17 protein-coding genes are annotated in these 12,881 nt (G+C 59.9%); 11 read left to right on the top strand and 6 right to left on the bottom strand.

From position 1 onward, the window contains the following. Window positions 1–125 precede the first annotated feature (125 nt). Both RH858_RS06570 and RH858_RS06565 read left to right on the top strand, forming a co-directional pair. Window positions 126–356, top strand: coding sequence for an AbrB/MazE/SpoVT family DNA-binding domain-containing protein (locus RH858_RS06570; RefSeq protein ID WP_259534405.1), 231 nt, complete (start codon window positions 126–128; stop codon window positions 354–356). After that, window positions 357–743, top strand: coding sequence for a PIN domain-containing protein (locus tag RH858_RS06565; RefSeq protein ID WP_310561386.1), 387 nt, complete (start codon window positions 357–359; stop codon window positions 741–743). A gap of 88 nt (window positions 744–831) precedes the next feature. On the opposite strand, the gene RH858_RS06560 is transcribed toward RH858_RS06565, so the two are convergent. Together RH858_RS06560 and RH858_RS06555 are read right to left on the bottom strand one after the other, a co-directional pair. Beyond that, window positions 832–1,128, bottom strand: coding sequence for a hypothetical protein (locus RH858_RS06560; RefSeq protein WP_310561385.1), 297 nt, complete (start codon window positions 1,126–1,128; stop codon window positions 832–834). Window positions 1,129–1,142: 14 nt separating this feature from the next. Beyond that, complete coding sequence (locus tag RH858_RS06555; protein ID WP_259534408.1) at window positions 1,143–2,702, bottom strand: hypothetical protein; 1,560 nt, start codon at window positions 2,700–2,702, stop codon at window positions 1,143–1,145. A 438-nt stretch (window positions 2,703–3,140) separates the two neighbouring features. On the opposite strand from RH858_RS06555, the gene RH858_RS06550 reads away from it, so the two are divergent. Beyond that, entirely contained in the window at window positions 3,141–3,809 is a 669-nt protein-coding gene (locus tag RH858_RS06550; RefSeq protein WP_259534409.1) for a CPBP family intramembrane glutamic endopeptidase, read from the top strand. 42 nt (window positions 3,810–3,851) lie between these two features. On the opposite strand, the gene RH858_RS06545 is transcribed toward RH858_RS06550, so the two are convergent. Both RH858_RS06545 and RH858_RS06540 read right to left on the bottom strand, forming a co-directional pair. Then, on the bottom strand, window positions 3,852–5,339 hold the full coding sequence (locus RH858_RS06545; RefSeq protein WP_259534410.1) for a serine hydrolase domain-containing protein: 1,488 nt from the start codon (window positions 5,337–5,339) through the stop codon (window positions 3,852–3,854). 171 nt (window positions 5,340–5,510) lie between these two features. After that, window positions 5,511–5,693, bottom strand: a complete 183-nt coding sequence (locus tag RH858_RS06540) for a hypothetical protein (protein ID WP_310561384.1) — start codon at window positions 5,691–5,693, stop codon at window positions 5,511–5,513. A 215-nt stretch (window positions 5,694–5,908) separates the two neighbouring features. Between RH858_RS06540 and RH858_RS06535 the strand changes: the two genes are divergently transcribed. From RH858_RS06535 to RH858_RS06505, 7 genes are all read left to right on the top strand, one after another. Continuing rightward, window positions 5,909–6,241, top strand: a complete 333-nt coding sequence (locus tag RH858_RS06535) for a hypothetical protein (protein WP_259534413.1) — start codon at window positions 5,909–5,911, stop codon at window positions 6,239–6,241. Then, window positions 6,234–7,097, top strand: coding sequence for a hypothetical protein (locus tag RH858_RS06530; RefSeq protein ID WP_259534414.1), 864 nt, complete (start codon window positions 6,234–6,236; stop codon window positions 7,095–7,097). Before RH858_RS06535 ends, RH858_RS06530 begins: the two co-directional genes overlap by 8 nt. Next, window positions 7,098–7,880, top strand: a complete 783-nt coding sequence (locus RH858_RS06525; RefSeq protein WP_259534415.1) for a hypothetical protein — start codon at window positions 7,098–7,100, stop codon at window positions 7,878–7,880. Beyond that, window positions 7,877–8,812: a hypothetical protein gene (locus RH858_RS06520; protein WP_259534416.1), complete on the top strand. Its 936-nt coding sequence runs from the start codon at window positions 7,877–7,879 to the stop codon at window positions 8,810–8,812. The genes RH858_RS06525 and RH858_RS06520 overlap by 4 nt, the downstream gene beginning before the upstream one ends. Before the next feature lie 109 nt (window positions 8,813–8,921). Next, on the top strand, window positions 8,922–9,251 hold the full coding sequence (locus RH858_RS06515; RefSeq protein ID WP_259534417.1) for a cupin domain-containing protein: 330 nt from the start codon (window positions 8,922–8,924) through the stop codon (window positions 9,249–9,251). A gap of 86 nt (window positions 9,252–9,337) precedes the next feature. Further along, complete coding sequence (gene hisB, locus RH858_RS06510; protein ID WP_259534418.1) at window positions 9,338–9,925, top strand: imidazoleglycerol-phosphate dehydratase HisB; 588 nt, start codon at window positions 9,338–9,340, stop codon at window positions 9,923–9,925. Then, on the top strand, window positions 9,844–10,101 hold the full coding sequence (locus tag RH858_RS06505; RefSeq protein ID WP_310561383.1) for an antitoxin VapB family protein: 258 nt from the start codon (window positions 9,844–9,846) through the stop codon (window positions 10,099–10,101). The genes hisB and RH858_RS06505 overlap by 82 nt, the downstream gene beginning before the upstream one ends. Before the next feature lie 148 nt (window positions 10,102–10,249). Here the strand turns inward: RH858_RS06505 and RH858_RS06500 are convergent, their stop codons facing one another. Together RH858_RS06500 and RH858_RS06495 are read right to left on the bottom strand one after the other, a co-directional pair. Further along, window positions 10,250–11,200 carry an oxidoreductase gene (locus RH858_RS06500; RefSeq protein WP_310561382.1) on the bottom strand — a complete coding sequence of 317 codons (951 nt, stop codon included), beginning with the start codon at window positions 11,198–11,200 and terminating at the stop codon, window positions 10,250–10,252. Continuing rightward, window positions 11,201–11,599 (bottom strand): cupin domain-containing protein, encoded by a 399-nt coding sequence (locus tag RH858_RS06495; protein WP_310561381.1) that lies wholly within the window; start codon window positions 11,597–11,599, stop codon window positions 11,201–11,203. It abuts the gene before it with no gap. Window positions 11,600–11,676: 77 nt separating this feature from the next. Here RH858_RS06495 and RH858_RS06490 point away from each other — a divergent pair, with 77 nt between their 5' ends. Continuing rightward, on the top strand, window positions 11,677–12,867 hold the full coding sequence (locus RH858_RS06490; RefSeq protein WP_310561380.1) for a CBS domain-containing protein: 1,191 nt from the start codon (window positions 11,677–11,679) through the stop codon (window positions 12,865–12,867). The last annotated feature ends 14 nt before the right edge of the window (window positions 12,868–12,881 follow it).

Genomic DNA, 12,881 nt, shown 5'->3' with positions numbered 1-12,881 from the left:
TCCGAGACAGTCGCTCTCGGAGCCGGGAAACGGTCCCGGAACGAGTCAGGGAACAGATAGTGGGAATGGGATGACCCCCGTTTTTTGGGGAAAGATACAATTTCTACCCACAGCAATACGCACGTATGTCCGAAGCAACGCTGGACGACCGAGGCCGCCTCACACTACCGAAGGCGATGCGCGAGCGATACGGCGACCGGTACTACGTCGTCGAGGTACACGACGGGATCAAGCTCATTCCGATCGCTGACGATCCCCTGGCGGCACTCCAGGACGAGTTCGCCGACGTCGAGAAAACCGCCGAGGAACTCCGCGAGGAGGCACGTGACACAGCGCTGAACGAGGCAGGTGAATGAATGTACGCGGAAACCGATTTTCTGTTGGCACTCATCAAGGACGAAGACTGGCTCGATACGGCCGCAAAAGTGGTGTATCGCAATCACCGAGACGAACTGTGGACGTCACCGTTCACGCTCGTCGAGCTCCTCCTCGTCGCCTACAGGGAGGATCGAAACGCCGAACGGGTCGTTGCCAACGCCGCTGCGCTCGTGGATGTACGCGGAGACGTCAACACGATCATCGCGGCGGCCGCCTACGTAGAGGAGAACGGATTTACGCCGTTCGATGCGCTCCATCTCGTCGAATCCGAGGGAGACACGATCGTTTCCAGCGACGAGACGTACGAGGACTTCTCGCCGAGATTGGACCTCAAAACTGTCAACGCTGAACTCGAAGAGGAATGAGTCGAACGAGGAAGGAAATCAGATATAACAGTTGTTGGCAATGTGGGTGATGTTATTCAATTCGAGAGGGTCGAAGGCGGAACCTCTTTCAGACGCTGAACTTCAGGTAAAAATCCTTCCGAATCATCTCACTGAATTCTGATAACTCCCCCTCGGGAACTTCCCCAATTTCGAGTGACGCCGGGTCGTCAATCATGTTACTCAGGAACACGACCGCCTTCCAGTATTTCCCGTGCTTTCCGAGGTCATGATCGTCATCCCGGTCGGCACCAATCGCGTTCGCCACTGTCCACATGTTGTACAGCAGCACCGCGTACCCGAACAGGAATATCCGGTGTTCAATCTGGCTTGATCCTGACTGTGGTAGAAACCGGTTCTTGATCACTCGATATGAGGTTTCTACACCCCATCTTCCGCGGAATTTCTCAGCCAGTACCTCCGCGCCGTTTCGCTCCTTGGTGGCGAACTCTCGCGGTTGGTGTAGAACTGCGTCAGCGCGTCGGTCGGGTCGTCAAAGTCCTCTTTCTGGAGACGCGATTTCTTCTCTTCCGGCAGCACGAACATGTAGTCGCGTTCGTCCTTGACGTCGCCGACGCCCCACCGGAACATGTCCCACTCCTTGTCTTCTTCGAGGACCTCTTTGACCTCCTGAAGCTTGTCTGAGCCCTTCTTGCCCTTGATGATGAAGTCGGCCTCGCTCCGGACTTTGGTCGCTACGCCGCCTTGGTAGAACTCGCTGTCTAGGTAGACCCAATCGATGTCGAACTTCGCCGTAGCGAACCGCAGCAGCCGATCAACCACGCCATCCAGGTTCGAGGCCGACTTCACCGGAAGCGACACGACCGTGATCGGCGTGTTCGTACCGACGAGAGCCAGCGTAGCGAACTTCCACGCGTAGGCGTAGTTGCGACCAGCCTTCGTCCCCGAGACCCACTCGGGAATCTCGCCGTCCTCGTACGTGCCGAACCACGGCCACGGCGTCACGTCGATGGCGACTTCCACCGTGTCCCCGAAGTAGTCGTACTCCTCTTCGAGCAGCTGGATCATCGACTCGTTCGCCGCCAGGTACATCGCCGTGATTTCACGGCGGTCGGACTTGGCGAGGTGCGTGACGAAGTTGCGGCGCTTGGGTGGTTCACTACCCCACAGCCACGGCTTTCCCTCGATCACTTCCTGCGAAGTCTCCATGCTCGTCCCATGAAGACAGGCGACATCCAGCAGTTTGAACAGCACGTTCTTTTCGTGGGTGAGGTTGTTAGAGCGCTTGATCTGAAGGAATTTCAGGGCCTTCTGACGAAGATCGCGCGTGATTAGCTGGAGATCGCGTGGGCCTTCACCATCGGAAGCGAGAGACGGTGGGGCAGGTACGAGTTCTTCGTGTTTTGTCCCTTGGACGAATTCGATTACGTCATCCTGAAGCCGGTCAAAGTACGGTTGGAAGAGTTCTTCGACATCATCTTGATACCGAGACAGCGTCGGCTGAGTCACGGGCTCGGAGAGATTCAGCTCATCATCGTACTTTCCGGTGTTCTCACCTGACGATTTGGTAATACTATTCACCGATTCGTCTTTGAGTAGATTCGCCAGCAACAATGAGCGGACCAACTCATCAACAGCAAATTTCTGTCCGAACGATGGGAGTTCATCGACGTGTCCGTGGCCAGCTCGGAGCTCCAACTCTCCGACGGCACTGGCCAGATCGTCGTGTCTGATGATGTTCTGAAACAGTTGTTGCTTCAGGTTCTTATACGCGGGATCGCTGGTCTTGATGAAGGTACCCTTCCCGTCCCTGAGCGACTCTTCTGGATCAAGATCGCCGTGAATTAACTCGTACTCCTCTTTGAGAAAGTCCTGGATCGATTCGATCCGAGGTAGCTGCGACTCGTCGGTATCCCCACCGCTGTCTCCCGGCTCAAACGTGTATTCCGTCTTTTCGGGGTCGTAATCTGAATCGTCCACTGTTCGTAGATATTTTCGATATCTTTTAAATTCTGCCAGTCAAACACACACGCTCTTACGCAAAACAGTGGAATATACTCAACATCCAGACATTGGTCCTGCCTAGCTTGCAAGATATAGAGCTTGTAGTCATCACCTGAGTAAGTAGCGCGGTTACGCATTTCTTCCCGGGATATGAGAACCGGACGATACACTTATTTGGCCTTTGTGGAGATTAGTGGTATGGGGCGTTATCGTTCCCACCAGTCCGTAAAGCGTGTTTCCGGACTCGTACGCGCCACTACCCCATGGGGATTCCCACTTCTGTATCTTGGCTGGGCGTACCTGTTTTGGCTTCCGGTAGTTGCGTCAGACGCCTCGGTCTGGTCGTACCCGAACGTGGTTCTGTTCCTGATTGGCGGGGTAAGTCCCCTTCTGGCTGGACTCGTGCTGTTGTGGATGAACCACGGGCGAGCTGGGTTCGCCGATCTCCGTCGGCGATTGCTCGAAGTCGGTCGGATCAGTGGCCGATGGTGGCTGATCATCGTGCTGTTCTACCCGCTGTTCAATCTCGGTACGGCTGCTGTTGCGCTCGTCACCGGATTCACTGCCGAACCACTGGCGTTCATCGGCTCTGACCGACTGTTTGACCCCGGAGCGTTGTTCTTCTTGCTTGCGGTCGCGCTCCTCTTCCCCGCAATCGAAGAGATCGGTCTTCGTGGCTACTGGTTCGATCAACTCCAGGCACGCTGGAGCGCACTCGTGAGCAGTTTGATTTTGGGGACTGTGTGGGCGCTGTGGCACGTTCCACTTTTCTACATGTCCGGCTACTACGAGGGGACGACGTTCCAGCCCGAACTGTGGTGGTTTCTACCGAGCATCGTTCTGACTGCGATCATCGGAACGTGGGTCTACAACAATACTGCCCGGAGCGTCCTCGCGGTCATTGTCTTTCACTTCTTCGGAAACTTCACCGGCGAAACGATGGGATTTGCTGCCGAACTGTATCCCCTCGTCCACATCGGGACTGTGATTGTCGCGCTCGCGCTCGTGATCTGGTTCGGGCCGAGTTCGCTACGAGGCCGGGATACTCCACGACCGGTACCGGACTGGGGAATTGACCGCTAAGCTCCGTGAGCGATACGCACGCTCTATTTAACAGCATCGACTTCACTCGTAGGTCATTTTCGGGAATACTGCCATCAGGAACAGGAGTATTGCAACGAAAGAAAGCGAACCACCGAGCCAGTCAGCAAGTCTCGGCAGGAACAGGTCAGCCACTGGATATGCTACTCCCCACCAGAGGACGAGTAAGACAACCGCTACGCTTGCAACGACCCCTCGCTTCAGACGAGAATGGTCTGCAAGCGGCACGAATGTTCTTGTCCCATTCCGAAGGTCGCGGCCGAGAAGCCATGTTAGCCCTACCCCAGCGATTCCGAGAACGCCTGCCCCTATTCGACCGGCAGTTTCTACCCGGGAATATGTACGAGCGAGGGAGATTGTCCCGAGTCCGCGACTCTCGGCCCATTCTGTGAGTATGGCAGCGATCAACCGGAGGCTCCGGTTACTGTTGGTGAGAATCACGATCCCGTCGCCGGTCTCCGGGATGCTGTGATACCAGGTCCACGTACCGGTTCCCTGCCCTCCATGTGAGACTGCTCGATGCCCATCTGGAAGGGTCTCGACGAGGTGACCAAGCCCATACCCATCTGAGCCGTATCCGTAAAACCCGGTCGTCTCCACTTCCTTCGAGTGCAGTTCCGCAACACGCTCGGAACTCAACACCTCTCTACCGGCCTCTCGTCCGTCGGCTGCTGGCATCCCTGCTGCAACAATGGTAGCGATGTCTTCCACGGTCGCATACAGCATCCCGTGGGCCAGCGGTGCTTCACGATACGGCTCGACTGCTTCACCGGCCCGCTCGTGGCTGGTCGCAAGCCCCGATTGCAGGGCTTCATCCAGATCGAACGTCGCTGTGTCCATTCCAAGCGGCTCGAACACGGTGGCTTCCATGTACTGTGCGTAGTCTTGTCCGGTAACCTCCTCGACGAGCAGTTCGAGTAACACATAGCCGGGATTCGAATATCGGAATGTCGTTCCGGGAGGGTCTTCCGGTCGTGCTGGTGGCGCACCTGCGTTCCCGCGGACAGCTTCCTCTAAGGAGGGAATCGACGACTCGGGTGGATAGTTCGTGTATATTCCCTCTGGAAGACCTGCAGTATGACTGAGGAGCCGTCGGACGGTCACCTCGTCCCACGCATCCGAATCGGGGAGTTTTGCAGTCGGGATATACTCGCTGACCGGGGTATCAAGATCAACCTCGTCTCGCTCGACAAGGACCATTACACCCCACGCAGTGATCGATTTCGTGATCGACTGTGGTCGGCAGAGCGTGTCCGGCGTCATCGGGCAGTTCGTCTCCCGATCAGCGTCGCCGTATGCATTAGCCCACGATACTTCACCATCGGTGATGACGGCAACGGCCGCACCGGGAACATCGTATCGGTTGAGCAGTGTCGGGACGCGGTCATCCAGAACGGATGCAAGGTCTTTGTCGTCACCAGCACTTCGCTCCGAGAGAACAGAAATACCAGCAAAACCCGTGACCGCGGCGATAGAAGACCGACGGAGATAGTCGCGGCGTGAGTACTCCATGTAGTTCGATTGGCATGAGAGAGAATAATTCTATTTTGGATTCCCAGACTGTCGGAATGCTGCATACGCGCCTTGTATCCATCACGGCGTATTCTGACTGAAAATAGAAACGACCGTCTCCTCAGTCCAATAAGCACCTACAGTCAATACTGTGAGCGGATGTTTCGCCAGTCACCTCTCGTCACAGACAACGTCTCGCAACTCTTCGAGGAGTTCTGGGTGATGTTCCGCGAGAACATCGACATCGGTCTCCAACTCTTCGATTCTACTACGCACACGATGGATTGTCTGGTATCGTTTTTCATCAGATACAGTAACCTCACCGGTAATTCTCTCACGGTCAGTCGTTGTCATAATGGCTCGATATTTGCTCACGTACCGTGATTCAGAGACCATCTACTTCTACGTTAGCACCATAGCAACCTAACTTTGCATCATAGCCAATAGTTTGCTATAATGCTAAGTTCTAAGTTGGTGGCCAATAGAGATGTAGCTGAGAAGCGCGGGATGGCTGAAAATGAGACCGGTGTTGAAGGCACCGACCTCGCGCTTCGTGGAGCACACGAAGCATGAAGAACTCAACCCTAAAACCAGATGAAGACATCGGACTGAAGCTGTCAGACGATATGAAGCAGCGGGATAACCTGCTGCTGTACCATGACAGTGAACCGCACTGCAGGGAGCCGCTTGAAGCCAACGCGAAGACACAACTGGAGAAGTTAGAACACTCCTGCGAGAGGATTACTGATGATTACCGGGACGGTTGTGGGAATGAACGACCTGATCCGCCAGCAGCACATGGGTGGCGTCGTTTACACCTCTCTCGACGCGCCGAGGAACGCACCCGATACTCGCTGACCTTTAAACGTGATCAGGTCACAAAACTGGCTCACCATGATTGAAGACATCGACCACGACGTATTCGTGCGGATTCAGACTGACCTGCTGGTGGTCGGTGACAGCATCATGACCGACAGACACCACGCCTCGAACGGCAACTACGAGGACGACGATCCGCAGAACCAAATCGGCGGCATCATCCCCGCCTTTCCACTCTCGGGCTGGCTCCGCCACGGAATGGAGCGCGTCGTCTCCGAGAACGACGGTACTGCCTGCCATCCCGGCGAGGCCAACGCGAATTTCATGAAGGAAGATGTCTACGAGCGCGACCTCGATGACGGCTACCACGAGAAGGGCGCGTGCGTCGATGACCCGAAAGAAGACCACGGCTGCGTGGTTTTCGACCTCTTCGGCGGCTTCGGCAACCAGCCGGGAAAGGTGATGCGTCGCCCGATCAAGTTCAACCCCGTCCGCTCCAGCGTGGACTACACGCGCGGACAGGCCGAAGGCCACTACCGCCGGCTCAACCGGAACATCGTCTCCCGCAATCGGGAGGACAACCGCGAACCGCTGCGGAACGCCGAAGTGGACGCCGTCGCCAATCTTGACGGTTGCTGGCACCTCTCCTTCCGGGAGACGAAGCCCGAGTTCATCGGCCTGCTCGCCGAGGGGATCGACTTCCTCGATGGGCACAAGACGGACTTCATGCACCAGCTCGGTGGCGCGCGGAACTTCGGCGCGGGGATCGTCGATTGCCACCTCATCAATCCGCTCTACGAGGAACGCGAACTGAAGCGCGTCTTCGACCGCGGGAAGGGCAACACGAACAAGATGGACGAGAAAGACGACCAGTGGGCCGAAGAGTATCGCCCGGCATTCGTGGAGGCGCTGGAAGAGCGCATCGAGGAGGGGCCGTAGATGCCCGAGAACGTCACCCTCAGCGACTTCCAGGGCGACGGCGGCCAAGACGTGATGGTCGCAGCCTACCGCCACGACGCCCACAAGCTGAACGGCGAGACGCACAACTACGCGCCGGACACCTTCCACGGCGTCCCCGTCAACCAGACCGTCCCGCACGGCGCGGACGGCGACGCGTCGGCGCTCTCACGGCCTAACGGGAAGCCCGAACAGACGGTAGACAACCACGAAACGCACTACCGGCTCTCGCTGCTGACGGGCGACTCTCACTACGACCCCGAGGAGTTCTCACGCCCGCGCCTCTCTGAGGCCATCAACGACCTGCTGACGGGCTCCGACCCCGAGGCGATGCATCGGGCATGGCTCACGTCGGACGTAGCGAGCGGGTTCAACGAGAGTATCTACTACCCGTACACGAGCTTGAAGTACCACACGCTGCTCGTAGCGTCGCTCTTGGACAACTACCGCGCCGGTCACGAGTTCCCCGATCTCCTCCTGGTCGTGGACGATGCCGAGGAGATCGTGCCCCACCGGACGGTCTACGCGGGCGACCGCTTCGCGCTTCGAATCGACGAGGACGCGGACGCGCAACCGTGGGCGCGCTTTGGAAGCCGCCCGTGGCAGTCGTGGGCGTCGGCGTGGAAGCGCCTCACCGCGCACCCGCTCGACGTTAATCACGACAAGCACGACATGGTTCTCGATGCGAACCTCCGTCGGATCTGGAGTTGGAGTACCGCACTCCAGTACATCGAGGATCTCGAAACCCGGAGGGAGAACGCATGACCCGCATCCAGCAGGTTCATTGGGAACTCGACATGGACTACCTCGGGCATCCGTACTACGTCTCGGGGAACGCGATTTACCACGCGCTCGGGATGCAACTGGAGCACGATGTCCACCAGCACATCAACGCCAGCCACGGGATGTTCGTGCCGGGGCAGTTCGGGACGTTCCCCGAGGAACACTCGCAGAGCGGGATTCGCCCGTACATGGGGTCGTCGCTCCCCGACGTGGAGAGATACGACGACCTGTTCCTCTTCCGGCACCCAGACCATCCGTGGCTGCTCGATACCCGACCCCGCGACGGGCTGAACGCCCACGACATCCGATTCCAGAGCGGGATGCCCGCGCTGGCTCACGAGACGATCATGGGCCGGCCCGACGACGCTCGGAAACAGCAGCAGACCACGCGTTGGTACGTGAACGCCTACTTGCACGCCGATGACCCGGACGTTCTGCCCCTCGGCGAGGACGTGCTTGACGGCCTCCAGTTCGGAGGCAAACGGAACTACGGCTACGGGACGACCACGCTGAAAGACACGCAGGTCGTTGACCTGGAGGCAGTGGACTACTCGCGTCTCGAAGACGGCGAGGCGTTCATCCTCGAACTCGTGACGCCGTTCGTCCTCCGGTCGGAGTACCCCAAGGCGAACAACGTGGACGTGCCGTGGTGGTGGAGCGTAGACGACGAAGCGCAGCTGCGCCACCGCCTGGAGAAGGTCATCGAGGGCGGCGACGTATACGAGTTGGAGACCGTCGATCACGGCGTGGTCGTTGGCTACGATGGCGACCGTCCGGTGGAGACCGCGATGTCCGGACTCACCCGCGTCGGGAACCACTCGAAGTACGGCTTCGGAGAGCTTCGAGTGAAGCCCGTCACTCCAGATGAAACGAACGTCAAGAAACAGATAGAAAAGCCGAAGTCGGAGCACTGACAAACGAATAATGACTGGCAAGGATTCCGCAGTGTCCAGGTCGGTCAGACTGAATAAAGTAGATCACATTGCCAACAACTGATAAAGCCGGAAATACGACCACCACACCATGTCCCTCGACAGATACGAACCCGCGCTCGACGACCTCGATCCCGAGGAGGGCGAGGTCGAGACCGCCGAACTCGTCGTCACTGACGACGTGCTCGTGAAGGCGTTCGCGCTGGGTCCCGGCGCGGAACTCGATCCCCACGAGCACGCAGACAGCACCAACGTCTTCCACGTTCTGTCGGGCACCGTCACCGTGCTCCAGGGCGACGAGACCGAGACGGTCGCGGCCCCCGGCGTCGTCCTCCACGAACGCGGCGTCGATCACGGCGCGCGAAACGACACCGACGAGACCGTGGTGTTCACGGCGAGCCTCTGTCCGCTGCCGTCCTAGCGGAGGACCGCCGTTTCGCACCGTCAGGAACCCGTTGACTCCGACGGAGGAGAACCCCTTTAAGAGCCCCGACCGTCCGAATACGCATGAGCGAGCGACGCGGTGCCGTCTCCCGGGAGACAGCCGAGACCGACGTGGAGGTGACGCTCGTCGTCGACGGCGACGGCGAAAGCGAGATCGACACCGGCGTGAGCTTCTTCGATCACATGCTCGCGTCGTTTTCGAAACACGGGCTGTTCGACCTGACGGTCCGGTGTGACGGCGACCTCGAGATCGACGACCACCACACCGTCGAGGACGTCGCCATCGCGCTCGGCGAGGCGTTCGAGGAGGCGCTGGGCGACAAGCGCGGCATCGTCCGGTACGCCGACCGGCGGGTCCCGCTGGACGAGGCCGTCTCGAGCGTCGTCGTCGACGTCTCGGGTCGCCCGCGGTGGTACTTCGAGGGCGAGTTCTCACAGGAACAGGTCGGCGGGTTCACGAGCGACATGGCCCGCCACTTCGGCGAGTCGCTGGCGATGAACGCCGGCCTCACTCTCCACGCCGGCGTCGACGGCGAGAACGCCCACCACGAGATCGAGGCGCTATTCAAGTGCCTCGCCCGGGCGCTCGACGACGCCACCCGGATCGACGAGCGGCGGAGCGACACGCCGAGCACGAAAGGAGAGCTGTAAAAGAGGACACCCACGACACACTCGCCGCGCTCAAAGGTGAAGACGAGACGTTCGACGACGTACTCTCGCGTTTGATCCAGGACCGTTGCGAACGGGTGCAAGCGGGCGCCGGACTCTGGGAAGGGACCGATGCCGCCGAGAAAGCCCGGGAGAAGCGATGGGAGATGAAGCGGTAGGTCTGTTCCACGTGGCCGTATCCGACAGCAGTGTACTCACCGACTATTTAGCTGGCGAACGGAAGGCCGTTGACTACGTCGAGTCGCACGCAAACGAGAGAGCCCTCGTCCCGAAGTTAGCGATGTTCGAGGTGTATCAGGGACGTGCTCACCGTCGATTTTCTCTGAGTCCGAACTCGACGCCAGTCAGTTCCGCCGAAACCTCCCACAGCCGCCGCGCAGCCTCGCGGTCGTACGATCGCTCGGAGGAACGTTGTCGCTCTGGCGGCCCGCGCATAGTGAAGAATCCACCGGGGCCGTAGTACTCGCCACCCTGGACATCGGAGGCGGTCGCGGCGTACAGCGTCGGCAACGCGCCGTCTGCCGCCGGCTGGGCGAAGACCGCGTTCGCGGCGCGCATCATCACTTTTCGAACCGCAGAGTCAGTCATTTCGGGACCGCGCGATTGCAGGCTGGTGTCGGCGTATCCCGGGTGAACCCCGACACTTGTGATGTCGACCTCGGCGTCCTCGACCCGCCGGTCGAGCTCGTAGGCGAAAAGCAGGTTCGCGAGCTTCGACTGTGCGTACGCGTCCCACTTGCCGTACGACTCCTCCCCGTGGAGGTCCTCGAAGTCGATCTCCCCACGTTCGTGCATCCCGCTGGAGACGGTAACCACCCGTGCGTCGTCATCGAGCGAGTCGACCAGCGTCCCCGTGAGCGCGAAGTGTCCCAGGTGGTTGACGCCGAACTGTCGCTCGAACCCGTCCTCGGTTTCCCGTCTCGGAATTCCCATGATCCCGGCGTTGTTCACCAGGACGTCGATCGGGTAGTCGTCGAGCTCCAGCCGTTTCGGAAACGACGTCACCGACTCGAGATCGGCGAGATCGAGTCGCCGGACTACGACGTCGCCTGCGTTCGTCTCCCCTGTGTTCCTGATCGACGCCCGAACCGCTTTGGCTGCGGCCTCGCCCCGGTCCAGGCTCCGGCAGGCCATCACAACCCGGGCACCCTTCCGGACGAGAACCTTCGCCGCCTCGAACCCGATCCCGCTGTTCGCGCCCGTGATCACGATCCGACGACCGGTCTGGTCCGGGACGTCGTCGACGTTCCAGGACATCTATTCGACCAGTTCGATCGCGTCGTCGCCGTTCGGAACCGCACACAGGAACGCCCCCTCCTCGTCACCGTCGTTGCGGTACCAGTGGACCGTTCCCGCAGGGATCAGCAGGGCGTCGCCCGCAGAAACGACGTACTCCTCGACGTCGTTACCCTCGCCGATGCCGACGCTGTACTCGCCGGCGAGGACGTACTGCTCGTGCTCGACCTCGTTGGTATGTTTCGGGACCTCGGCCCCCGGCGCGAGGGTGAACCGTCGGATCGCGAAGTTCGGCGCCCCGTCGGACTCGTCGATCAGAACGCCCTTGCCGAGACCGTCGGCGGCGCCGACCGCCTCGTAAGTGACGTCTGCTGCGCGCTTGACGACCGGATCGACGGTTCGGGCGGATGCATCGTTCATATTCGATCACTGGTTCCCGACGAACAAAAACCCGGGCGCCAGCACGCTTTTAAGGCCCACCGGGCCGAAGGCAAACTATGCGCGGTATTCACATCGGGAGCGCGTTCGGTATCCCCGTCAGACTCAACTGGACGTTTCTCATCATTCTCCCGATCTTCGCGTACATCATCGGCGCGGACATCGGACTGATCGCGGAGGCACTAAACGACCTGTTCGCCGCCGACATCGACATCGGACAGCTCGAAAGCGGAATGACCCAGTGGGTGCTCGGGCTCGTCGCCGCGATCGGATTGTTCGTCGGCGTCTTGCTCCACGAGTTCGGCCACTCGCTGGTCGCGATGCGGTACGGCTACGAGATCGACTCGATCACGCTGTGGCTCCTTGGCGGGCTCGCGAGTTTCACCGATTTCCCCGAAGACTGGAAACACGAGTTCTGGATCGCGATCGCCGGGCCGGTGGTCAGCGTCGCCGTCGGCGTCGTCGCGTACGTCGGCTTCCTGTTGACGCCGTCGGGGCTGGACGGCGTGGCGTTCGTGCTGGGCTATCTGGCGCTGCTCAACGTCGTGCTCGCGGTTTTCAACATGCTCCCCGGCTTCCCGATGGACGGCGGTCGGGTACTCCGGGCGCTTCTGGCACGCAACCGCCCGCACGCGCAGGCGACTCAGATGGCCGCCGAGGTTGGGAAGATCTTCGCGTTCGTGCTCGGGCTGCTCGGGCTGTTCGCGTTCAACGTGATCTTGATCCTGCTCGCGTTCTTCATCTACATCGCCGCCTCCGGGGAGGCCCAACAGACCGTACTCAAAGCCACCTTCGAGGGCGTCTGCGTCCGCGACGTGATGACCCCCAGAAACGAGCTCAAGACGGTGACGGAAACAGAAACCGTCGCCGAACTCTTCGAACGAATGTTTCGGGAGCGCCACACCGGCTATCCGGTCGTCCGCGGCGGGGAACTCGTCGGGGTGGTGACGCTCAACGACGCCAGCGATATCAAGGAGGTCGAACGCGACGCCTTCCGTATCGACGACATCATGTCGACCGACGTGGCGACGATCCAGCCCGACGACGACGCGTTGACCGCCCTGCGAACGATGCAGGAGAACGGCGTCGGTCGCCTGCCGGTCGTCGACGAGGACGAAACTCTCGTCGGTCTCATCTCCCGGACCGACCTGATGACCGCATTCGACGTCATCCGGTCGGGTGGGTCGATCAGCCCCTTCGACGGAGAGAACATTCCGGGGCCGTTCGACGCCGGAAACCCGTCGAAGTGAACGAAGGACGGGGG

This window comes from Halalkaliarchaeum sp. AArc-GB, assembly GCF_031432225.1.
In the GTDB taxonomy this organism is placed as follows: Archaea; Halobacteriota; Halobacteria; order Halobacteriales; family Haloferacaceae; genus Halalkaliarchaeum.
This window is presented reverse-complemented; position numbering and strand designations above follow the sequence as displayed.

Coding starts and splice junctions, on each gene's coding strand:
- RH858_RS06570 (WP_259534405.1), top strand. CDS start 126: ATGTCCGAAGCAACGCTGGACGACCGAGGCCGCCTCACACTACCGAAG.
- RH858_RS06565 (WP_310561386.1), top strand. CDS start 357: ATGTACGCGGAAACCGATTTTCTGTTGGCACTCATCAAGGACGAAGAC.
- RH858_RS06550 (WP_259534409.1), top strand. CDS start 3,141: ATGAACCACGGGCGAGCTGGGTTCGCCGATCTCCGTCGGCGATTGCTC.
- RH858_RS06545 (WP_259534410.1), bottom strand. CDS start 5,339: ATGGAGTACTCACGCCGCGACTATCTCCGTCGGTCTTCTATCGCCGCG.
- RH858_RS06540 (WP_310561384.1), bottom strand. CDS start 5,693: ATGACAACGACTGACCGTGAGAGAATTACCGGTGAGGTTACTGTATCT.
- RH858_RS06535 (WP_259534413.1), top strand. CDS start 5,909: ATGAAGAACTCAACCCTAAAACCAGATGAAGACATCGGACTGAAGCTG.
- RH858_RS06530 (WP_259534414.1), top strand. CDS start 6,234: ATGATTGAAGACATCGACCACGACGTATTCGTGCGGATTCAGACTGAC.
- RH858_RS06525 (WP_259534415.1), top strand. CDS start 7,098: ATGCCCGAGAACGTCACCCTCAGCGACTTCCAGGGCGACGGCGGCCAA.
- RH858_RS06520 (WP_259534416.1), top strand. CDS start 7,877: ATGACCCGCATCCAGCAGGTTCATTGGGAACTCGACATGGACTACCTC.
- RH858_RS06515 (WP_259534417.1), top strand. CDS start 8,922: ATGTCCCTCGACAGATACGAACCCGCGCTCGACGACCTCGATCCCGAG.
- hisB (WP_259534418.1), top strand. CDS start 9,338: ATGAGCGAGCGACGCGGTGCCGTCTCCCGGGAGACAGCCGAGACCGAC.
- RH858_RS06500 (WP_310561382.1), bottom strand. CDS start 11,200: ATGTCCTGGAACGTCGACGACGTCCCGGACCAGACCGGTCGTCGGATC.
- RH858_RS06495 (WP_310561381.1), bottom strand. CDS start 11,599: ATGAACGATGCATCCGCCCGAACCGTCGATCCGGTCGTCAAGCGCGCA.
- RH858_RS06490 (WP_310561380.1), top strand. CDS start 11,677: ATGCGCGGTATTCACATCGGGAGCGCGTTCGGTATCCCCGTCAGACTC.